Genomic DNA, 21,428 nt, shown 5'->3' with positions numbered 1-21,428 from the left:
TGTCTCCGGCAGGCATCGCAGGGTGGACCGGGATTAAGGGTTGGAGAGGAGGAGCTACATGGTCATGCAACAATCGATATCGTCGACATCCGTCCGAAAGGCTCCGGCGCGCCGGCATGACAGGGGACGGCTGATGCAGGAAGCGGCCATGCTCGCGCCGGCGGTGATCCTGTTGACCTTCTTTCTCATCCTGCCGTTCCTCCTGTCCTTCTGGACGGCAATGACCAACCAGCCGCTGGTGCCGCGGCCGACGCCCGTCCGCTTCGTCTGGTTCAACAATTTCATCCGTATCTTCCAGGACGATCTTTTCTGGACCGCCCTTTGGAACGTCTCGCGCTTCACCTTCTGGATCATTCCGGCGCAGTGCGGCCTCGCCTTCGCGACGGCGCTGCTCCTGCATCAGAAGCTGCCGTTCCGCAATCTGCTGCGCGGCATGTTCTTCCTGCCGGCGATCACCTCGATGGTCGTGGTCTGCGTCATCTGGGGCACGCTGTTCCAGTATCCCACGGGACCGTTCAACCAGATCCTGGGCTTTCTCTCCGGCGGAGCGATCCAGCCGATCGATTGGCTCGGCGATCCGCAATGGGCGATGTTCTCGCTCGTCCTGCTCTCAGCCTGGCAGGCCTACGGCTTCCAGATGATCGTCTACCTCGCCGGCCTTCAGGGAATTCCGGACGAACTCTACGATGCCGCCAAGATCGACGGTGCGAACGCTTTCCGGCGCTTCTGGCATGTGACCATGCCCGGCCTGCGGCCGACCCATGTCTTCGTGCTGGTGATCACGACCATCCAGGCGTTCAAGCTGTATACCCAGGTGGCCATCCTCACGCAGGGCGGTCCAAAGAGCAGCACCGAAACGGTGGTGCACTACATGGTCCGTTCCGGCTTCGAAGAGCAGAAGATGGGCTACGCCTCTGCCGTTTCGGTCATCTTGTTCGTGATCGTTCTCATCATCGCGCTGATCCAGCGCCAGCTCCTGAGGCGCTTCGATGTCTGATATCGCACTCTCGATCCCGCAGGCCCGCACGGCGCGGCCCCGTTCCCCCGCAACGGTTCTTCGCATCATCCAGACGACATGCATTTTCATCATCGCATTGGTGATCGTGTCTCCATTGCTGCTCCTGGTCGTGGCAAGCCTCAAGGATGACCGGTTCCAGATTCTGGCCGATATGGGCAGCTTCCGCGCCTTCTGGGTTTCGAACCCCACGCTTTCCAACTATGCCGAGGTCGGCCACCTCTCGGGTGAACTCGCCTTCGGACGCTACCTCATCAACTCGCTGATCATCCTGGTCACGACGGTCTGTTCCGGCCTGATCGTGAATTCGATGGCCGCCTTTGTCCTGGCCTGGGGATCGTTCAAGGGCCGCGCCGTCATCCTGTCGATCGTGATCGCGCTCTATGTGATCCCGCAGGAAAGCATCATCATGCCGCTCGTGATCATGGTTTCTCGGGCGGGAATGACCGACACCTTCGCGGTACAGATCGTTCCCTGGGTCGCCAGCCCCCTTTATATCTTCCTGTTCTACCAATTCTTCGCGCAACTGCCGAAGGAATTGCTGGAGGCCGCCGAGATCGACGGCGCGTCCTTTTTCCGGGCGTATCGCTCCATCTTCCTGCCGCTCAGCCTGCCGGCACTCGCCACCGTGTCGATCCTCATGGGGATCGAGACCTGGAACCAGTATCTCTGGCCGATCCTGGTGACGCAGACCGACTATGCCCGGCCGATCGCGGTGGCCATCGCGACCTTCTTCGGACAGGACAGCATCTACTGGGATCGTGCGATGGCTGCCTCCGTTTTGATGATGATCCCGATCCTTGGGCTCTACCTCGCGTTCCAGCGCTGGTTCGTGAGCTCCTTTATTGGCTCCGCCGTGAAAGGTTGAATTGATGACAAGCCAAGCGATTTCTCCGTCCGATCAAGTGGGGCCGGAGACGATCAGCGCCGTCCTGCCCGAGGGGGCCACGATCCACGCCTGGATCAGGGCGCCGCATGCCGGCGCCACGGGCAGGCTGACGGCATATGTCGACGGGGAGCCGGCCGGTGCTGTCGAAACATCAAATCCGCATGAATTCGAGTTTCGGCGGCTGACGCTGGAAAGAGGCGGAGAGGCGGCTTTCTCCTACAATCCGGTTACAACCGAAATATCGGTCCTCTATGCTTTTCTCCCGCCCCGCGTCCTGGAAGAAGGCATCCGGCTGCTGCATGTCCGACAATGCGCCGCCACACCTAGGTCCCGGGCAGCTATCACTTCCGTCCGCTGTCTGGTTGGATGAACGATCCCAACGGGTTCGGAAGGTTCGGCGGCAAGCTGCACCTGTTCTACCAGCATTATCCGCATAGCCCTCGATGGAACAACATGCATTGGGGTCATGCGGTTTCGGAGGACTATCTTCACTGGAAGCATCTCCCGATCTTTCTTTTCCCTTCCGATGAACTCGCTCAGCAGGCCGACGGGCGGGGCGGGGCATTTTCCGGCTCCGCGATCGCTCTTCCCGGCGATGAAGCCGGCCTTCGCATTTTCTTCACCGAGCACATGAAAGATCGGCAACCGGAGGAACAGGTTCAGTTCACCGCCACCAGCCCCGATCTTGTCAATGTCGAGCCGGCGAACCTGATCCTGCCAGCGCGTCCCGCCGGGCTCGGCCTGACAACCGACTTCCGCGATCCTTACGTCTTTTCGGGGCCCGACGGCAAATGGAAGATGTTGGTGGGCACACGGGACCGCGAGGGCGGCGTCATCCTGCTCTACGAAACGGATGATCCGGCTGCGGCGACGGGATGGACCTTCCTCGGCATGCTTCACCGCGAGAACCGCTTCGGGATGACGGCGGCGGAGTGCCCCTGCATGGTGCCCCTCGACGGTCCCGCCAACGACCCGATGACGCGCTGGGCCATGATCTTCGGTCTGCTGACCAGCCGCGACCCGACAACGGGCCGGCGCAACATCACGCTTGCGAGCGTCGGCCGTTTCGACGGCCAAAAGTTCTCCATGCAATTTGAACAGGAACTGGATTTCGGCACCGATGCCTACGCGTTCCAGGCCTTCGTCGACCATGCCGGCCCGATCGGCATCGCATGGCTTGCGAACTGGACGGATATATCAAGAGAAATCGACATGCCGACGGCGATGACCCTGCCGCGCCGGCTGGCATTGCAGAGCGGGGCGCTGATTACGCCGCCGGTCGCCGCTGTGGAAAGCCTGCGGCGGCACCGACTGGATGTCGGAGGCCTTCTGGAAGGCCAAACCGTCGCTCTCGGCAACGGCTCCGTCGAAATCCTGCTCACCTTGAAGGAAGCCGGCAACGCCTTCCGTTTGGAATTCGATCATTCCGAAGCAACTGTTGCGGTTCAGTTGAACGAGGATGGGCTGAGCATTCCCTTTTCAGTGACGAATGCCAAGGCATCACCGCGCTATATCGCCGCCGGCGCACGCCCGTCGACCATCCGGATCTTCCTCGATGCGGGCTCGCTCGAGGTCTTTGCCGACGATGGCCGCTGGACGGGAACCAAGCGGTTGCCCGGCTTCAAGGGCGTAAGCTCGGTGCGTCTGACCGCGCCCGAGGGCAATGTGCTCGCCGCCGAAATCTGGCAGCTCAGTCTTTAATCGCTGGAGGATGAAACGACATGGCATCGGTTACAATAGACGAAGCCCGCAAGCATTATGGTGCCGTTCCGGTGATCCACGGCGTCTCCGTCGATATTGAGGACGGCGAATTCGTCACGCTCGTCGGCCCCTCGGGCTGCGGCAAGTCTACCCTGCTCAGAATGCTCGCAGGGCTGGAGGAGATCAGCGACGGCGAAATCCGCATCGGCGGCCGGATCGTGAACGACGTGGCGCCGAAAGAGCGGGATATCGCCATGGTGTTCCAGAGTTACGCGCTCTATCCGCACATGACCGTCGCGGAGAATATGGGCTTCGCTCTGAAGCTTCAGGGGCGGAACAAATCGACGATCGAAAAGCAGGTGAAGGAGGCGGCCGACATTCTGGCGCTTGGGCCTCTCCTCGACAGATTGCCCAAACAGCTGTCGGGCGGCCAGCGCCAGCGCGTCGCCATGGGCCGGGCGATCATTCGTCACCCGCAGGTGTTTCTCTTCGACGAGCCGCTCTCGAACCTCGACGCCAAGCTGCGTGTGACGATGCGGGCGGAAATCAAGGAGCTTCACCAGCGGCTGAAGACCACCACCGTCTATGTCACCCATGATCAGGTCGAAGCCATGACCATGGCCGACAAAATCGTCGTGATGCGCAGCGGCCGCGTGGAGCAGATCGGCAAGCCGCTCGAACTCTTCGACCGGCCGGCAAACACCTTCGTCGCCTCTTTCATCGGCTCGCCCGCCATGAACCTGTTCGAAGGCAAGGTCAGCGGCGGCAGCTTCGTTTTGGACAGAACCAGCCTGCCTCTGCCGCCCGGCCGGCAACCGGCGGACGCCGTCACCTATGGCATCCGCCCCGAGCATCTGTCGATCCGCGAGGACGGGGTGCGGGCCACCATCGTCGTCGTCGAGCCGACCGGATCGGAAACTCTCATCAACGCCAGGCTCGGAAATGCAGATATCACGCTGCTTCTGCGCGAACGGGTCGACTTTGAGCCGGGACAACAAATCTCGATCGCCCCTGACCTGTCGAAGGTGCATTTGTTTGGAACAGGCGGCAATCGCCTGAATTAAGATGGGGCGTTTTGACCGGCACGCCGATTGTGAGTGTCGTAGAGTCCCCTCGCAAAATGCCCAGTTTTTGCGAGGGACTGCTTTGGTTATGCCATTTATGGATGGACCTTCTGAACATCTGAGGTTTCTAATGCCTCAACCGACAGATCGGAGCCGAGCGCGCTCAGGAAACTCGCGGCATGGAAAATGGCAGCCGGCGGCTTTGCGCCGGTCTCGCGGATCTCCCCGGACAGGATACGCTGGACCGCTTCGCAAATGATCGGCGCCGTGACAGCATAGATGTCCTGTCCCTGGGCGAGACTCCGGCGGCACAGCTCGCCTTGCGTGACGATCACCTCGACGGCGAAGCGCTGCGCCGAACGCCCGGTTTCGTCGATGGCCTGGGGCGAGGGCGTCGAGGGGTCGCGAACATCGCGCAGGGCTGTCGTGCTGAGAAAGGTATGCAGCTCGTTGGTCCTGATGTGGCCAGCGATCAGCGGTACCTCCGAAAATGGAAGCTCGACGAATGTCTGGCGGCCGAACGGGGCCGGCAAGACGGCCACCTTCTCTGCCGGCGGCTGGTGCACGGGGCCAAGCTGGCCACCGCTGACCGCCAGGCGCTGCGCCCTGTTCTTCTCGCCTGTCACGCGCGTGCCTTTCGTGGGCAGCCAGCTGTCGAGCGCAACCCGGATTTCAACGGTGTCGGCGTGCTGCCATTCGTCCATCAGGGCTGCCACCAGCAGGTCGGCCAGTCCGCCGTAAAATCCCATCGCCGGGATGACGACTACGCCGGCTTTCCGGGCCGCAGCCTCATGCCGGTCGAACGTCGCCTGTACGCTCGGCTGTTCGGCCGTGACGTCGAGATAATGGATGCCGGCCCGCAACGCGGCACGCACGGCTGCGTCGGCCGTGTCCATGAACGGGCCGGCGCAGTTGATGACAGCCGCCGCTCCCGCAAGCGCCCGGTCGAGCGCCGCGTCATCCTCTATCGCTGCTTCGCGGCATTCGACGCCGCGTTCCGCAAAGCCCGCCTCCGCCAATCGTTCGGCGCTCCGTCCGATCGCGATCGGCTTGAGCCCGCGCCGCAACAGTTCGGCGACGACAAAACGGCCGGTATGGCCATTCGCGCCAAGGACCGCCACGGCCTCGGATGATGTTCTGGTGATGTCGGCTTGTTGGGTCGTGGTCATTGCTCTCTCCATCGCTACAGACCTGTCTGTACTCAATAAAACATACAGGTCTGTAGCGCGTCAATCAACTTTCTGCTAGGGTGACTGAATTGGAGATACGCGAATGACGAAAAGCACAGTGAACGCACCCGCCCCAGCCGTGAACGACGTGCGGGACAGAATTCTCGAGATGGCATCGGAACTCTTCTACCGCCGCGGCGTGCGTGCCGTCGGCGTCGATCTGGTGGTTGAAAAATCCGGTGTCGCCAAAACCAGCCTTTACCGCCATTTCGGCACGAAGGACGATTTGATCGCGGCCTTCCTGAAACGCGAGGACCTGGACTTCTGGAACACCTGGGACCAGGTAACCGAACAGCACGCGGATGACGCCGGGGCTGAACTCGACGCCCATTTCGAGTGGATCGGCGAACGGGTCGGCCGGGACAATTACCGGGGCTGCCCGCAGATCAACACGGCGGCCGAGTTTCCGGAGACCGGTCACCCCGCGCGCAAAGTCGCCGAAGCCCACATGCGGGAGATGCGGCGGCGCCTGAGGACCATCGCCGGGAGACTGGCGGTCGCGGCACCCGACCGGCTTGCCGGGCAACTCGCGGTGCTGATCAACGGCGCCTTTGTCAGCATGCAGGTGTTCGAGCCCGGCGAGGCCACCGGTTTGCTTCGTGATGCGGCGCACGCCCTGATCGCCGCCAGCCGCGGCTGACTCCCTGGAGGCAGATTTCTCGGCGTTGGGAAATGGATCAAGAGGAACGGGCCACGCATCGGGATCGAGAGTTCCCGACATTCGTCGATTGCTGTTCAGCCGAAATTTGTACCGCAATATCTCTTGTCGGCGCTCTTGCGCACACAAGGCTTTCGTAACTACAGGCCGCCGGTTCGGATCCCTTCAAGGCGAGGGAACTATGCAGATACGATTTCGTCCGCGCATCAATTTCCTTGAAACCTGGCGTCAGGGCGCATATATTGATATCAATGCCATCGTTTTTGCTAGAGTGATATCAATGCCGGCTGTCACCATTCGCAATCTTTCTGATGAAACACATCGCGCACTGCGGGTGCGAGCGGCTCACCATGGCCGAAGCACAGAGGCCGAAATCCGGGACATTATCGAGGCCGCCGTTCGCCCATCTGAACGCGTGAAGCTCGGCTCTTTACTCGCGGCCATTGGTCGTGACGCTGAGCTTTCCAATAGCGACGTTGAAGCCCTGCAGCAAAATCGCGATAAGGCGCCCGCTGAACCCATGACTTTCGAATGATCTTGTTGGACACCAACGTGATATCGGAGCCATGGAAACCGGTTCCTGATGGAGCAGTGGTCGCTTGGTTGGACGCCCAAACCATCGAGACTCTCTTCCTTTCCGCAATAACAATTGCCGAACTTCGTTTCGGGATCGCCGCTATGCCCTCAGGCAAACGGCAAACTATCCTTCGCGATCGCCTGGAGGACGAAGTGCTTCCGCATTTTGCCGAACGCATCCTGCCTTTCGATTTTGCCGCCAGTCAATTCTACTCGGAACTGATGGCGCGCGCTCGAGTAGCCGGGAAGGCGATCAGCAAGGCGGATGGATATATTGCAGCCACTGCAATAGCGAACGGCCTTGCCGTCGCAACTCGCGACACAAGCCCTTTTGAGGCCGCTGGGTTGAAAGTGATCAACCCCTGGATTCCATAAATATCATGTAATTTTAGGTGCCCTCGGTTCGACTCCACAAGGCGGTCAAGCGAGGCCAACGTCGGCAGAGATGCGGCGAACTCTCGCATGAGCCCGGCTACAAAGTGCGCGTTCGCCCGAATGACCGCAGCAACAGATTAAGGGAGACGGCAACCTTGTCGATGTCGCGAATGTCGCGGGAATATTGACCGGTATAGAGTTTGACAATCATGCTGTCACGCGCAGCGCCGCTGAGTTCGAAATACAGGTGCAGGTAATAGGCTTGCTTGTCGCCGCCGCGACTTATGCTGCTTCGTCGTTGAGTGACCTGTCCGAGCTCCGCTTTGAACGGGGCGAAGCCGGGGAGTTTCAGCATGACCGATTTGGATTGAAATCGGGCCATGCTGGGGACCGCAACGACCGCTTTGTCCAGTGCCAGACTGACGATTTGGCCGGGGACGTCGTCGACGACAGCGGGTTCATCGAGCTTGAACGCATGAAACAAACGCCGGGGTTTCTCAAAGCAGATCAGCGACGCGATGAGCAGGACGACGATATTGATGCCTGACCACCACGCCGCGACCGGTGAAAACTGGCCTTGTACATGCGACGTTTCCGGTACGACGTTGACCAGAAGTCCAAGGACGGTGACCGTGATCATGATTGCGATCCAGGCGAAGCTGTAGCGGTCAAACTGGTTCGCCTCGTTGCCGCTGCCCTTTGGCGTCACCCTGAACGGCTTGCCAAATGGTCTCACCAGGCTGGAGACCACGGTCGGCAACATGCGGAATGTCGAAAAGGTCCCGACGGCGCTTGATATCACAGGCAGATAGCGCGTCGGCGTGATCCACAGCATCAGCAGAAAATAGGCCGCCAGCAGCGGCACCTGATGAGAGACATAATCGGCTATATCGGTGAAATAGAGCGGGAGCAGGCCGAACCAGAGATAGACGATCGGGACCAGCAATATCGTGAAGCGGACCAGATACTGCACCAGCCATGACGCCGGCAGGAACATGATCCGTTGAAAGAGCGTCAATCCCGGACCGCGCAGCGGGCCATTATAGAGGTAAAGGGTTTGAATACCCCCCTGACACCACCGTTCGCGCTGCACGAAATAACCGGTCAGGTTTTCGGCGGCCAGCCCCATCGATAGCCGCTCGTTCAGATAGCGCGTCTTGTAGCCTTTGTTGAGCATCGAAAGCGTTGTCAGCAGGTCTTCGGTGATCGACTCCGTCGGAAATCCGCCTATTGCGTCGACGGCCTCGCGGCGGGCAATCGAGCATGACCCGCAGCAGAAACTGACATCCCAGGCGTCTCGGCTGGGCGCGATCTCGTCGAAGAACAAGCGCTGCTCGTCCGGCCAGATATTCTCCAGACCAAGGTTTGATTGCACCGGATCGACATTGAAGAAGTGTTGCGGTGTTTGGACGATGCCGATGCTGTCATCTAAAAAGAAGGGCAGCGTCCGGCGAAGGAAATGCCGATAGGGCACAAAATCGGCGTCGAAGATCGCAATAAACTCGCCCGAGCTGACCTTCAACCCGTTGTTCATGTTGCCTGCTTTGGCATGGCTGTTGTCACCGCGCGTGACGTGGATGACGTTCTTTTCTTCGCAATAGGCCTTCAGCCAATCCCGGCGTTGATCGTCAAGCACATACACATTCAATTTGTCGGCAGGATAATCCAGCGAGCGGGCGCCGATGATGGTTCGCTCGAGGACGTCGAGCGGCTCGTTATAGGTCGGAATGAAAACATCGACAGTCGGCAGCTCACGCTGCTCCCGCGCAAAGAAAACGCGTGCCAGCCTGTCCGCTTCCGCGCTGCGGTCGACGTAGCGGCTCATCAATACCAGAAAGAGGATGACTTCGACGCAGGCCAGAATCTCGACGATGAAGAGGATCCAGACCCAGTAGAAACTCGGACCGCCGTCGGGATAGGGAAGCACTGTCTCCGTCAAGCGCCAGAACATGTATCGCAATGCGAATGCACCGACAAACGCGCAGGTCACCACCCGTGTCCAGGTGTGACGGCGTGACCAATTGAACGGCCCCAGGAAAAAGAAGGCCATAACGAGAAAGGTCGGAACCAGCGCTAGAAGATACTGAACCACAGGCTTTTGACCCAGTTGGACACGTCGATGCCGTGTTTGGAAAACCGTACCTGCACTGTGCGCCCTACCTGGCAGGAGTTCGCAAAGTCATCGTTCATGAAGGATGGATCGAGGCGAACCCGAATGCGGGCGTTGCGTTGTGTCGACGGCGGCAAACTGGCGGCAAAGGAATCGGTCTCGACCGAAGCCGAGCTGCCTCTGACAGAAATGACAGTACCCTTGAAGACATCGCTGCGGCCGAACAAGCGCACCTGCGCAACAAGTTCCGGGTAGATCTCGTCATAGTTGACCTCGGGAACAAGGATATCCACAAACAGCTCTCGACAGTCGAGGAGGCGCATCAACTCGTCGTTCAGCACGACGTTGGAACCGTTGACGATACTCCTGGTCCAGACAACGCCGTCGAACGGCGCTATTGCGGTTGCGGATTCAAGGCTGCTGACGCGGTTCGCCTCTTTAACCAGCTGCTTTTGAACTTCGGTCGCTCGCGTCTCGTTTTCCGCAATGCGCGAGTTCAAGTCGTTGATGCGAACGACAACCTCGTCTTCACGCTGTCGCGAATAAGGCACGTCATTCTGTCCGTCGCCGAAGACAAAGATACCCTGGCGGACCGCATTGAGCCTTTGTTGCAATTGATCGACAGTCAGATTGCTGATTTCGACCTCGCCGCCGGTCGCAGCACCGGCCGCACGCGCAGCCTCAACCAGCTTCTGCGTCAGAATGCCTTTTGACTCGAGCTGCATCCGGCGGCTCAGATCGACCTGGGCGACCAGATCCTGAGCTTGCGACACCTCGACTTTCTTCCGCAGGATTTCGACTTCGCGTTCGAGATTGGCAATGGTGGTCTGCTTGTAGACTTCCAATCTGCCAGACAATTCCTCGCGAAGCGCGGAGAGCTCCTCGCGTTCCTTTTTAAGTGCCGCGACGCGGTCGAGCGCCGTGTTGCGATCTGCCTCGAGCGAGGCGAGGATTGCACGATTGACGCGCGTATTTCTAATTTCTGCGAGGGTTTGTCCCGCTTTGACCGGGCTGCCGACCTTGAGGGGTTCTTCCGCAATCGTGCCGTCGATTGGGGCATTAACGACAGCAAACCGCGCATTGACCGTGCCATCAAGGCTCGTAAAGCCGGTAATCGTCGGCAATGAAACGACGGTCACGAGTGTCAGCAGCAGCAGGCCGACAACGATGCGTGTGATGCGATGATTCCAGATCATGTTGGCATCCGAAGGTATCGCTTCTGCAGCCATCCGTCCCAATCGAGCTGGTCCGGATGCAACCCATTCTTGCATAATTTAGCGCATTGAAATTTTTAGACAAGTGATGGTCGCAAGCCTGCAGCAGAAACAGTTCGGCTCTGGACCAAATGCCGCCGGCATAGGCCTGGCATCGTGTCGATTGGCGCAGGGAATGGTCAAGCGATCTCAGGCGCGGCGACTGACGTGATTGGAAATCACTGCGCCGCGCCTGACAATGCTGCCACCTCATCAAGACAAAAACAGAATAATTCCACGCGATCGTTTTTCTAATTCGGTCGAAGCTTTTTGGTCGCGATCAGCATGACGAGATCTTCGGAGGCATCTGCGAGCTCCAATGCCAATTCCGCAGCCGACCATCCATGTTTCTGCAAACTGACGAGCATTTCCACCATTGCGACTTCGACCTCTCGTCTGCAGCTCGAAATCGGCTTCAATTCGATTTGTTTCTCATCACATGCGGTCGTCATCTTAGCCTCCATTCTGCCAATGGGCAGCGTCACAAAATTCGCCAATGGGTGGATAGGGTAAGGGTTGCGTGCAAGCCTCGGCCTTATTACGCATCGACACAGACGGCCTCAGCCTGCGCGCAACCCCTTCGCCTCCTTATTTGCCGATGTCCGGCCTCAGGAGCGTCTCGCAAGAAGGTGAGCAGAGGAAACCCGCACGATTGGCGATAGGAGTTTTTCCTGGCGCCTGACAGTTATGCGAATAGGAATTGCTGTCGTAAGCCATTGCTCGCGCAAAGCGCGCACGAATATCGCCCCGATAGTTCACGACCTATCCTCCTCTGCTTGCATATTTTGTTGTGATTTAGTGTCGATCACGTTGAGAGTGCTTTGAAACTGCATTGCACTGGCAAGTGAGTATTTGGGCTTTCCAACCGTCCTTCGGAACTAGCCCGTGCTCATTTAAATACCGGAACAGGACGCAATTGTCGTTATCGCCGCATCCCGAAAATTATCGGTCCGTCCATTTCTGCTCGTATAGGAATATGATAAGTAGCTTATGCACGTAGGACTTCAGTCGATTCGGTTTGTCGGATGGGCTGCGCGGACGTTTCAGCCGGCTTATGCGCTGGAGAAATTCGATGGTTACGGAGTCTGGGGATGACCCCGCTGCTGGGAAGGAATGGCCGGCCCACCTGGAGCGGCGGCGCTGGCCGCGCGAACCGTCCCCGCAGAAAGAACATCGGGTGGACGTTCCGCCTGCATTGGTGCCGTTGCGGTTTTCGACGCGAGACCTGCCGCCGAAAGAACAATTCCAGTCCTGGCGATCACATATGGCGCCGCTTGTGGATGTTCACCTGCAGAACGGACAATCTGAGGACGACGGTTTTCTCGCGGAACAGACCGGCTGGCATCTCGGCGATATCCTCATCGTCCAGCAGCGCGTGCAGGCATGCAGCTATATTCGCGATCAGGCCATGTTGCGGTCGAGCCCAATCGATCACTGGAATGTCGGCGTACTTCGCAGCGGCCGGGCCTGGACCGAGGCCAATCGCCATGTCACGGAGACCGGCCCGGGCGAGATATTTTTCAGGTCTCTTGGTTACCCGTACCGCGGGCGGATGACCGATTCAGCCGCCGTGCTCGTCTTCCTGCCCTATGAACTACTGACCCGTGATGCGCCTCTTCTGCAGAACGCCCACAACATCGCCCTCTCCGGTAGCCTCGCCGAATTGCTCGTCAGCTATATCGACGGCCTGGAAGCGAACCTCAGCAATTTGACAGTGGAGGAGGCGCCGCGGATCATCAGGACGATCGGCGATATGGTCGTTGCATGCGCTGCATCGTCCGCAAGTTTGGACCGCGGTCAGGAACAGACCAATATGGGGCTGATGGAGCGGGCGCATCGTTATATTCACCTCAATCTTCATTCAGACAGCTTGACGCCTGACGTCATGTGCCGGGCGCTGGGCATCTCGCGGACGCGGCTCTACCAATTGTTCGAAACGAGCGGGGGCGTCTTCAACTACATTCGCAAACGTCGATTGCTACAGGCCTATGCGGATCTAACCAACCCGTCCGACAACAGGCCGATCTCGGAGATTGCCGAGGCCGCCGGCTTCGACGTAGCAGCCAATTTTACGCGCGCGTTCAGCCATGAATTCGGGCTCAGCCCGCGTGAAGTCAGAAAGACCATAGCAACGGAGCGCCCGGCCATCCCGGCGACACGTTTCATGCGGCGTTCTGGGACAACGATCGGCGATTGGCTAACGCTCGCACGTTGATGCGGTGGGCTAGGCTTTCCGCAGTCGAAAGCTGTCATTGCACATAGACCGGTACCATCGCGGAGGTTTCGTCGCGGTAGGGCAGGCGGATTTGGAAGCGGTGCTCACCGCTCTGGATCGGCCAAAAGACGGGTCGGTCGGGGTCGGTGACGGCGAAGGGCTGGCCGTCGACATACCAGACGATTTGCGGCACATGCGGGTGGACATCGGCCTTCAGAGGCAGCCGGTCTAATGCGGCCGGCTGTTCCGGATTGCGCCAGATCTGACTGTTGCGCGCCGGCGTCGAGATGGCAAGATGGATCTTGGGATCAGACGCGTCGGTACTGGCGAGCGAATAGCTCTGGCTCCGCCCCGCTGTTGCACTGATCGGCAAAGGGTTGAGGCTGGCGTCCGAACGAAGCGATAGCGCAGCCGCCTTCGGCATCTCATCGGGCTTCAGCCATTCCACCAGCGTCTGGCTGCAGCTATTGTCATTCGTCTGCCCGTTGACGACGCATACCTCCATCGGTTTGCGGTCCGGCGGCGTCGGAAAACGCGCATCGGCGATGTCTCCAGGCTTGTTGCCGTGGACCCGGTCGATAACGGCGTGCACAAGGCGGGCGGCAGTGCCGGCGCCGGTCATCCGGCTCATGGTGCCGTCATCGCCCCTCCCGATCCAGACGCCGACGATGACCTTTTCCGAATAGGCCACGGCCCAGGCATCCCGGTAACCTTGCGAGGTGCCGGTCTTGATGGCGACCGGGAATGGATATTCCAGCGTCCCGTAGCGGTGGAAGCTTGGCAGCCGCGCCTGCGGATCAGACAGGAATGATGTAATCAACCGGGCCGTATCGAGCGAAATGACCCGCACGGGCTGCGGCTGCGGCTGTTCGCGCGCCCAGCGCAGATCCTGCAATTGGCCGTCGTTGGCGAGCGCCCCATAGGCCCGCATCAGCCTGTCCAGGCGTGTGGGCAATGAGCCGATCGCCATCGACAGGCCGAAATAGTCGGCCGGGGTTTCGAGGTCGTGCAGACCGAGATCGCGCAAGAAGCGGAACGTCGTCTCAAGACCGATGCTACGCAGCAGATTGGTCGCGGGCACATTGCGCGAATTCGCCAGCGCCTGGCGGGGCAACATGGGCCCGAGGAATTCGCGGTCCGCGTCGCCGATGCCTGAGGCGCCTTCCGGCAGATCGAGCAGCATGTCGGTCGGCTTCAGCACGCCGCGCTCGAACCCCAGCGCATAAATGAAAGGTTTGAGTGTCGAGCCCGGCGAACGCTGCGTCCGCGTATAGTCGAAGGCGCCGGCATGCCTGCCGTAATAATTGCTCGAACCGACCTGGGCGAGGACCTCGCCGGTTTGCCGCGACACCACCATGACCCCGACTTGCTGCGCGCCCGCAGAGCGCCAGCCATCGAGATAGTCTCGCGCGAGAGCGGTCACGTCGGCCTGCAGGCCAAGGTCGATCGTCGTGTGGATCAGCGGCGCAACCGCGGAGGCAGGCGCTATCTCGCCGTTCTCGATGAGATCGTGATAGCGCAATATCAGGTGCAGGGCGTCCGGGCGGCGGGGCAGGGCGGGCATCCGCATGTCATCGAGCTGGCGGTGGGCGATCTCCGCCTCGTCAGCTTGAATGATCTTCTGTTTTGCCAGCGCGTCGAGGATGTGATGACCGCGCTGAACGGCCCGGCGCAAGCCCTCCGGCCGCAGCGGGTTCATCCGGGTCGGCGATTGCGGGATGGCTGACAGCAGCGCGATCTCGGCCCAGGACAAATCCGCCACCGGCTTGTCGAAATAGAGGCGCGCCGCATGGGCGATGCCGTGGCTGCCATTGCCGTAAGGCGCCAGCCGCAAATATTGCGCCAGTGTGGCGTCGCGCCCGTAACGCAGGGTCAGCAAGACGCCGATGCCGGCCTCGAGCATCTTGTGCAAGAAGGTGCGCGATTCCGGCTGCTGCATCCGCGCCACTTGCATCGCAATGGTCGAGGCGCCCGAGCGGCGCTTGACGGCACCGAAATTTTGCCAGGCCGCGCGGCCGATGGCATAGGGATCGACGCCGATATGGTCGTAGAACCGCCTGTCTTCGAGGGCAAGCGTTGCCTTCACAACGCGATCCGGCAATTGCTCCAGCGGCCAATAGCCGTAATCGATGCGCCCGCCGGCGCCGTCGGCATGGCCGATCTGCGCGAGGAAAGCGCCGCTGCGATCATAGAGGATCGGCGTCGGTGCCGGCGCGATCAGCTGCGCACGCTGATGGATGAGATAGGCATAGACCAAGGCGCCCGCTGCAAGAACCAGCGAGGAGAAAAGAACGAGCTTCGATCGGCGGCGTCCCAAGAGTGTCATTGCTCGGCTGGCTGGCTCCTCGCCTGATATCTTCCCTGGCTGCGTGGACTACTTAGCCACGACGATTTGCACGGCAGCGCTCGTTCCCTGCACGCCCTTCTGGTACATGGTTTCGGCGAAGGCCTGCGGCTGTGTATACGAACCGGGGATCAAGGCGCGCGTCCGGTAGGCGAAGGTGTAGTTGCCCTTCGGAAGCCTCTCGGACGCGCAAAACACCTGATCGTCCCCGTAGGACACCCAATCGGTCGGCAGGCTCGGCGCGATTGCCGGTGTAGCCTCGGCCGGGGCGGTGGCGATGTTGGGGTTGAGAGGATCCAGCCCCGCGGCCAGCGGCAGGGTAAGCGCCACATGGGTCCGATCTTCGGACACGACCAGTTCGACCCTTTCCTCTGACACATCGCCCACCTTGAGCTGGATAGCACCTTTGGCATCGGGGATCAGTTTCTCCAGCGGCGCATTGCCGGCGGGGACGCGGTAGAGCGTGCGGGTCAGGGCAAACCCCCGGCTCTCAGCTTGCGCGCTATAGCCGGCTTCAGCAGAGAGATAGGAGGTCTCCACCAGCGCGAGGGCGGGCGCCGTTCCCGTATTTTGGATGGTAACGGCGCTCGGATCCAGAGTGACCTGTCGCAAAACAGGGTCATTGGCGTCGAGCGCCAGATTTTGAACATTGCCGCTCTGGGTCAGCGTCAGCGGCAAGGGCGTCGTCGGCCTCTGCCAGGCGACCGCAAGCGCACGGATCGCAGCCGACGTCGCATTGGTCGAGCCCCAGCCATCGCTGTCGCCGAGCTGCAGCAAGGCGTTTGTCAAGGCGGGATAACGCGGATCCGTTTCAGAGGTCAGAGCCGCCGCGCGCACCATTTCGGCAAGGCTGCGGGCTTCCGAAGGCAGGATGATCGGGCTGCCTCCATCCTCAGCCTGGCCGTCATAAACCAGCTGGCCATTGCGAGAGAGGATGCGCACGCGCGACCACATCGTGTCGGCGAGACCACCGACAAGACGTTGGTCGGCATCGGGCGCACCAGCTGCGGCCGCCGTCATTCTGGCAACGCTGACATTCGGCATCAAGGCAGCCGAACGGGCGAGTTCGGCCATATAGGCGGGGTCGAGCCCGCCGCCTTCGGCCAGCGCCGTCAGAGCCTCGACCCGTTCGCGAACCTCGTCACCACTGAGCAGATGCGGATAATCCGAGCGTAGCGACAGTTTCAGCACGCTCGCAAGACGATCCGTCAAAGCCTTGTCGGTGGGTTCGCCCGCTTTGTCGGCCGCGACCAGGAAAGAATAGGCCCAGGCCGTCAGCGAGACATTGCCCTTGCTGTGCGGCCAGAAGCCGACAAGGCCGTCGGCATCGACCGCCTGGCCGATTGCCAGCACGGTGTTGTGCACATCGCCGTCTATGCGCTTTTCAAGCTTCGCCGCTGCCAGGATGGGAGCGAAACTCTTGAACGCGACGCCGGAGGAGGCCAGCGATATCCGCTGCTCGGTGGAGCCGTAGGGAAATTCCACCAAAGTGTTGAGGCCGGCAACGAGCTTCACCAATGTCGGATCGGAGGTCAGCGTCATCGCACGCTGGAACGATCCGGGGCGCACATCTCCCTCAGTTGCGGGCAGCGTTTTCGAGCCGCCCGCCGGGATTTCGACGATCTGGTAATGTTTGGTCGGGATGCGGTCTGGTTTCAACGGCAGCGTGATTTCCACGGCGTCGCTGGCGTGGTCGGCCAGGCGCTCGACCCCGAAACGCAGCCGCACGTCGTCCTTGCCGGGCTTTGGCTCGGGCACCTCGGCGAGAATGCCGATATGAGCCGGCTTGTTCTCTTCCCAGGCAAAGGAAAGATCCTTGCTGCCCTCCAGCGTCAATCCGTCGGAAGCAATGGATGCAGCGCCGGCGCCGGCGCCACCCTCAACGACACGGGCAATGATGCCGGCCTCGAATTGGTCGCCAAAACGCAGGAAGCGAGGCAGGGCGGGTTGAGCGACGATTTCCTGTCGGATCAGCATTTCGCCGGTGCCGTAGCCGAAGCGGTCAGGACCGCTGACGGCCTTGGCACGCAGCTTGAAGACGGTCAGCGAGTCCGGAAGCTTCACCTTGATCTTGGCAATGCCGTCGGCGCCGACCTTGACGTCGGGAAGATAGATCGGCACCGGCGTGAAATTCTTGCGGACGGAGATATTGTTGTCCGTGCCCCATTCCTCCCGCTCGTCGCCACCCGGCACCTCGTCCAGAGGAATGATGCCGAAGGCCATGTTGCGGGTGTCGCGCAGCGCCATGGTGGATTGGCGCTTGACGATAAAATTCGGCAGCGGATCCAGCGGCTGTTCCGTTGCGAGCGACAGCACGGCCTGGTCGATCATCCAGAAGGTGGCCTCGCCCGCGATCGGCTGACCGGTATCGTCGGCGAGATGCAGCGTGACCTCCACTTCATCGCCGGGGCGGGCCTTCTTCGGGTAATCCAAGGCAACGGCGACGATGTTCTTCACCGGTTTTACCGTCACCGTCTTCGTCGCGGCGATCGTGACAGGCTTGCCCTGGTCGAAGGGCGCGTTCGGCGAGGGGATGCTGGTCTCCAGCCGGCCGCGCATGATGAGGAAGTGCACGGGAATTTCAGGCGTATACTCCTTGCGGACCGGCACAGCATAATGGCCGTATCCATCGGCGATATCGACCCAATCATAACGGAACGTTCCCTCGGGCTCTTCGACGACGGCCAGCGCACGGGCTGTCTGGAAGGGCGATTGGATTAGCAGATTGGCGGTTTCTCCGGGGATGTAGCTGTCCTTGTCCGTGGTCACGACCGCGGTGCGAGCGGGCGGCTGTGCCCAGGTGACCGGCGTGGTGCCGCCGACGAAGAAGTCGACGCTCACCCGCTGTCGGCGGCCGATCCGGTCGCTGGCCTCGAGTTGAATGACGTAGACGCCCGCATCCTTTGCCTCGAGCGCCAGGGTCTGGATATCGCTGGTGCTGGTAATCTTGCGCTCCAGAACGGTCTCGTCCATGACCTGCGTGACGTACTTCGCCGAACCCTGGCTGAAGTCGCTCGCCTGCAGCGTCGACGTCCAGTTGCGATGGATCAGCCGCGCCGTCATCTCCAGCCCGGCGACGGGATCGCCATTGCCGTCGACAGCCAGGATCTCAGGCTCGATGGCGCCGGGCGTCGGCACGTAGCGCGGCACCTTCAGGCCAAGCACGAAAGGCGGGACGGCATAGACGGTAGTAATGCTGCGCACCTGCAGATCGTCGTCGCCGGTAACGGTCGCCTCGACCATGTAGCGGCGGGGTTGCGCCGTCGGCTCGATCGTCGTGTCGAAGCTGATGCGCGAGGCGCCGCCGGCGTCGGTGCTGCCGTCTCGTTCCAGCGCGGGCGAGGATTTGAACTCGTTGCCGCCGGAGTACCGGGAATCCGTCGAAAAAAGGAAGCCTTCGTGGCCAGGCGGCGTCCAATTGTAGGGATACTGCACGGCGCGCCAGCGAATGGGACGATCCGCCAGCAGGCCGCCGGCGAAATAGCGCGCGACCAGGTCCACGTTGAAGGAGGAATCGAGAGGCACGGTCTGCGGATTGTTGAGGACCACTTCGAAAGTCGGCAGGCGATAAGCCTCCTTCTTGAAGGAGATGCTGCCGCATTGGACCCTGTTGTCGGCCGCGCTGCTTTGACTGCCGTCGCTCTCGGCGGTCTCGGCAGTATCGGCCTGGCTGTCGCCTGGCTGCGCCTCATCGGTATTGCCGTCGCTCGGACCGTCGGCGTTCTCGTCCTCACCGGAGGTCTGCGCCGGTTGAGTCTGGTCCGTAGCCTGCGCGGTGTCGCCCGGCTCGAAGTGAACTTCGTAATCGCCGGTCGCCGGCGTCTCCGAGTCGAATTTGTGATAAAAGCCGCCGAACGCGTCCAGCCGCACCGGTACGCGCCACTCCTGCTGATCGGGGCCGGTGATGACGATCTGGCCGCCTTGCGCCGGCAGCGTCAGGTGGCCTCCGAGGTAGCTTCGGACATATCCCTTGATATGCACCGGCTCCTCCGGGCGATAGATCGGCCGCTCGGTGAAGACGTGGCAGAGGGTGCGGCTCTGCTCGGTGCGGCTTTCCGCGGGATTGGTGGTCCAATCCAGCCAGGCGGCGGAGGGTTTGGTCCAGTTGTCTTCAGCATATTGGGCCGGGGCATGATCGGGATCGACGACCAGAGTATCCAGCCCCTTCGTCACGATGACGCGCCGGATCTTCGCGTCGGCGCGCTTCTGCAGCTCCCAGGAAAAGAAGCCCTGCGCGTCTGTCGTTCCTGCCGCAAGCGTGACGAATTTGCCGTCGCGCAAACCGTCGAGGCGAATCTGCGCCCCATCCATCGGCTTGCCGCTGGCAAGCGAGGTGACGGCAAAGCGGACCCGGTCCGGCTCCTCCACCGCGCTCAAGGTCAGGTCGGTGACCTGTACGCGAAGCCAATGCCGGGTTTGGCTGTCCACCGCGCGCAGGCCGACGAGATAGCTGCCGGGCTGGTCGGCACCGGCAATCCGGGCAAAAAGCGATTTCAGGTCCAGGCCGAATTTGGTGTCGACGCCGCCCTTGTGAATCGGCAGGTCGACGAACTGGGATATGGCGGGCGAACCCAGGGCCTTGACGCGCGCCTGGATCGCATCGGCTGAAATCTCGTCGTTGTCGGCCCATTTCTGCGGCTCCTTGCCGGGCAGAGGCGGTGCTTCGTCATCATCCGTATCGAGGCCGGATTGCGGGAAAGGCCAAAAATCGCGCGACAGCGGATCGATCGCGTGGATGCGCACATCGGCCCTGTCATAACCGCGCCCGCGCAACGGCACGAGTTGTGGGCCAAAACGCTCGACCACACCCTGCGACGCATCCCAGATGAGCGAAGACTGTTCCGGCGCGAAGGCGAATTTCTGGCCGAAGCCGTCAGCCAGCGGTCTGCCGCGGTCATCCGTCAAGGCGCCGGCAGCGACATCGAGCGTGTAGACCTTGTCGGTGAGAAAGCGGCCATTGACATAGAGACGCCCATCGCTTGCTTCCGCCGTCAGATCGTCCACCGGCGGAGAAATGCGCAAGGCGTCCCGGACCGAGAACTGTTCCCCAACCACCGGATTGCTCGAAAACCGGAAGATCATGCCGCGACCCTGGCGAGTGGCCGGCGCTGCATCGGCATTGTCGGCGGCGTTGCCGTCATCATCGACCGCGGCGCTGTAATCGCTGACGGTCGCGTTGGAGGTGCAGCGCATGATGCCATCGCTCGTGGTGGCGTCGAAGCCCCGCCCGCAATCGGAACTGGTCATGGTGAAGGGCACGGCGGTGCGCACGCGCAATTCAAAGGTCTGATCGCTGAAATCCGGCGTGTCGGCAAGCTTTAGCCGCAGGATGGCGACGCGGCCATCGGGTACGCTCTGATGCAACTTCACCACGTAGGATTGCTGATCGCCGCGGCTGTTGCGTTCAAGCGGCTGGATATCGAAATCTTGCGCCCCCAACATCAGACCGCCTTCGTCGCCAATGCCGGGCGCCGGACGCAGCTCGATCGACAGCAGCCGGCTCAGCGCCGCGACATCGACGGGTTCGGCAAAGGTCAAGGTGATCTGGTCAAGCTCGCTGACGGGATCATCGGTTGCAGCCGGAGCCGTCGATACCGGCACCGGCAGCAGCGGTATCAGTTCCGTCTCACCGCCGGCGCCCTTGTCATGATCCAGCATCTTGACCTTGACGCGGGCAAGGGGCTGCCACTTGTCGGCGGGCCTGAATTGCAGAGCGCGCGGGCCGAGCCACTGCCAGGCACCTGAAACAGCCGGTTCCATCGTCACGAAACGCTCGGGCGAATCTTCCGCGCCGCCGGTTGCGGGGCCGGTATCCGTGGCAAAGAAAATCGTCACGGGATCATAGGCGCGCAAAAACCTCTCCGGCACGATTTTGACGCCGTCGGCGCGCTGCAGAACATCCAGTGCCGGCGAGGGAGCGCCTTGCTGCGCGTGACCGCTTGAGATCAGCGTTGAAGACGCAAGGGCGAGGGCAATGAGAAATGCGATCTTCTTCATTG

General features: G+C 61.1%; 13 protein-coding genes and 1 pseudogene. 8 read left to right on the top strand and 6 right to left on the bottom strand.

What is annotated here, in order from left to right; genetic code table 11:
- Positions 1–58 precede the first annotated feature (58 nt).
- The 4 genes and pseudogenes from OS035_RS04965 to OS035_RS04950 all read left to right on the top strand — a co-directional run bounded on the left by OS035_RS04965 (position 59) and on the right by OS035_RS04950 (position 4,669).
- Positions 59–997, top strand: coding sequence for a carbohydrate ABC transporter permease (locus OS035_RS04965; RefSeq protein WP_097624229.1), 939 nt, complete (start codon positions 59–61; stop codon positions 995–997).
- Entirely contained in the window at positions 990–1,883 is an 894-nt protein-coding gene (locus OS035_RS04960) for a carbohydrate ABC transporter permease (protein WP_097624228.1), read from the top strand. The genes OS035_RS04965 and OS035_RS04960 overlap by 8 nt, the downstream gene beginning before the upstream one ends.
- A 4-nt stretch (positions 1,884–1,887) precedes the next feature.
- Positions 1,888–3,605: pseudogene (locus OS035_RS04955) on the top strand (GH32 C-terminal domain-containing protein).
- Between the two features lie 20 nt (positions 3,606–3,625).
- Complete coding sequence (locus OS035_RS04950) at positions 3,626–4,669, top strand: ABC transporter ATP-binding protein (RefSeq protein ID WP_131710567.1); 1,044 nt, start codon at positions 3,626–3,628, stop codon at positions 4,667–4,669.
- Between the two features lie 95 nt (positions 4,670–4,764).
- Here the strand turns inward: OS035_RS04950 and OS035_RS04945 are convergent, their stop codons facing one another.
- Positions 4,765–5,838 (bottom strand): saccharopine dehydrogenase family protein, encoded by a 1,074-nt coding sequence (locus OS035_RS04945; RefSeq protein ID WP_331813417.1) that lies wholly within the window; start codon positions 5,836–5,838, stop codon positions 4,765–4,767.
- A gap of 103 nt (positions 5,839–5,941) precedes the next feature.
- Between OS035_RS04945 and OS035_RS04940 the strand changes: the two genes are divergently transcribed.
- The 3 genes from OS035_RS04940 (at position 5,942) to OS035_RS04930 (ending at position 7,507) form a co-directional block, all read left to right on the top strand.
- Positions 5,942–6,538, top strand: a complete 597-nt coding sequence (locus OS035_RS04940; RefSeq protein WP_131710565.1) for a TetR/AcrR family transcriptional regulator — start codon at positions 5,942–5,944, stop codon at positions 6,536–6,538.
- Between the two features lie 298 nt (positions 6,539–6,836).
- Positions 6,837–7,091, top strand: coding sequence for a FitA-like ribbon-helix-helix domain-containing protein (locus tag OS035_RS04935; RefSeq protein WP_003550301.1), 255 nt, complete (start codon positions 6,837–6,839; stop codon positions 7,089–7,091).
- On the top strand, positions 7,088–7,507 hold the full coding sequence (locus OS035_RS04930) for a type II toxin-antitoxin system VapC family toxin (protein ID WP_331813416.1): 420 nt from the start codon (positions 7,088–7,090) through the stop codon (positions 7,505–7,507). Before OS035_RS04935 ends, OS035_RS04930 begins: the two co-directional genes overlap by 4 nt.
- Positions 7,508–7,604: 97 nt before the next feature.
- On the opposite strand, the gene OS035_RS04925 is transcribed toward OS035_RS04930, so the two are convergent.
- From OS035_RS04925 to OS035_RS04915, 3 genes are all read right to left on the bottom strand, one after another.
- Complete coding sequence (locus OS035_RS04925; RefSeq protein WP_183779786.1) at positions 7,605–9,599, bottom strand: glycosyltransferase; 1,995 nt, start codon at positions 9,597–9,599, stop codon at positions 7,605–7,607.
- The gene (locus OS035_RS04920; RefSeq protein WP_131710562.1) at positions 9,581–10,813 is read right to left on the bottom strand and encodes an HlyD family secretion protein; all 1,233 of its coding nucleotides are present in this window, start codon (positions 10,811–10,813) and stop codon (positions 9,581–9,583) included. Before OS035_RS04920 ends, OS035_RS04925 begins: the two co-directional genes overlap by 19 nt.
- A gap of 308 nt (positions 10,814–11,121) precedes the next feature.
- The gene (locus OS035_RS04915; RefSeq protein WP_003591985.1) at positions 11,122–11,322 is read right to left on the bottom strand and encodes a hypothetical protein; all 201 of its coding nucleotides are present in this window, start codon (positions 11,320–11,322) and stop codon (positions 11,122–11,124) included.
- A gap of 620 nt (positions 11,323–11,942) precedes the next feature.
- Between OS035_RS04915 and OS035_RS04910 the strand changes: the two genes are divergently transcribed.
- Positions 11,943–13,085 (top strand): helix-turn-helix transcriptional regulator, encoded by a 1,143-nt coding sequence (locus tag OS035_RS04910; protein ID WP_310807307.1) that lies wholly within the window; start codon positions 11,943–11,945, stop codon positions 13,083–13,085.
- Positions 13,086–13,119: 34 nt separating this feature from the next.
- Here the strand turns inward: OS035_RS04910 and OS035_RS04905 are convergent, their stop codons facing one another.
- Together OS035_RS04905 and OS035_RS04900 are read right to left on the bottom strand one after the other, a co-directional pair.
- The gene (locus OS035_RS04905) at positions 13,120–15,411 is read right to left on the bottom strand and encodes a transglycosylase domain-containing protein (protein WP_331813415.1); all 2,292 of its coding nucleotides are present in this window, start codon (positions 15,409–15,411) and stop codon (positions 13,120–13,122) included.
- Positions 15,412–15,459: 48 nt separating this feature from the next.
- A complete protein-coding gene (locus tag OS035_RS04900; protein ID WP_331813414.1) occupies positions 15,460–21,426 on the bottom strand; it encodes an alpha-2-macroglobulin in 5,967 nt (1,988 codons plus the stop codon).
- Positions 21,427–21,428: the final 2 nt, after the last annotated feature.

The sequence above is a fragment of the Rhizobium sp. 268 genome (genome assembly GCF_036571585.1).
Taxonomy (GTDB): domain Bacteria; phylum Pseudomonadota; class Alphaproteobacteria; order Rhizobiales; family Rhizobiaceae; genus Rhizobium; species Rhizobium redzepovicii.
The sequence above is the reverse complement of the archived record's forward strand: the minus strand, read 5'-3'. Positions and strand labels throughout refer to the sequence as shown.

Excerpts from the sequence above, each read along its gene's own strand:
- OS035_RS04965 (WP_097624229.1), top strand. The coding sequence starts at position 59 with ATGGTCATGCAACAATCGATATCGTCGACATCCGTCCGAAAGGCTCCG.
- OS035_RS04960 (WP_097624228.1), top strand. The coding sequence starts at position 990 with ATGTCTGATATCGCACTCTCGATCCCGCAGGCCCGCACGGCGCGGCCC.
- OS035_RS04950 (WP_131710567.1), top strand. The coding sequence starts at position 3,626 with ATGGCATCGGTTACAATAGACGAAGCCCGCAAGCATTATGGTGCCGTT.
- OS035_RS04945 (WP_331813417.1), bottom strand. The coding sequence starts at position 5,838 with ATGACCACGACCCAACAAGCCGACATCACCAGAACATCATCCGAGGCC.
- OS035_RS04940 (WP_131710565.1), top strand. The coding sequence starts at position 5,942 with ATGACGAAAAGCACAGTGAACGCACCCGCCCCAGCCGTGAACGACGTG.
- OS035_RS04935 (WP_003550301.1), top strand. The coding sequence starts at position 6,837 with ATGCCGGCTGTCACCATTCGCAATCTTTCTGATGAAACACATCGCGCA.
- OS035_RS04930 (WP_331813416.1), top strand. The coding sequence starts at position 7,088 with ATGATCTTGTTGGACACCAACGTGATATCGGAGCCATGGAAACCGGTT.
- OS035_RS04920 (WP_131710562.1), bottom strand. The coding sequence starts at position 10,813 with ATGATCTGGAATCATCGCATCACACGCATCGTTGTCGGCCTGCTGCTG.
- OS035_RS04915 (WP_003591985.1), bottom strand. The coding sequence starts at position 11,322 with ATGACGACCGCATGTGATGAGAAACAAATCGAATTGAAGCCGATTTCG.
- OS035_RS04910 (WP_310807307.1), top strand. The coding sequence starts at position 11,943 with ATGGTTACGGAGTCTGGGGATGACCCCGCTGCTGGGAAGGAATGGCCG.
- OS035_RS04905 (WP_331813415.1), bottom strand. The coding sequence starts at position 15,411 with ATGACACTCTTGGGACGCCGCCGATCGAAGCTCGTTCTTTTCTCCTCG.
- OS035_RS04900 (WP_331813414.1), bottom strand. The coding sequence starts at position 21,426 with ATGAAGAAGATCGCATTTCTCATTGCCCTCGCCCTTGCGTCTTCAACG.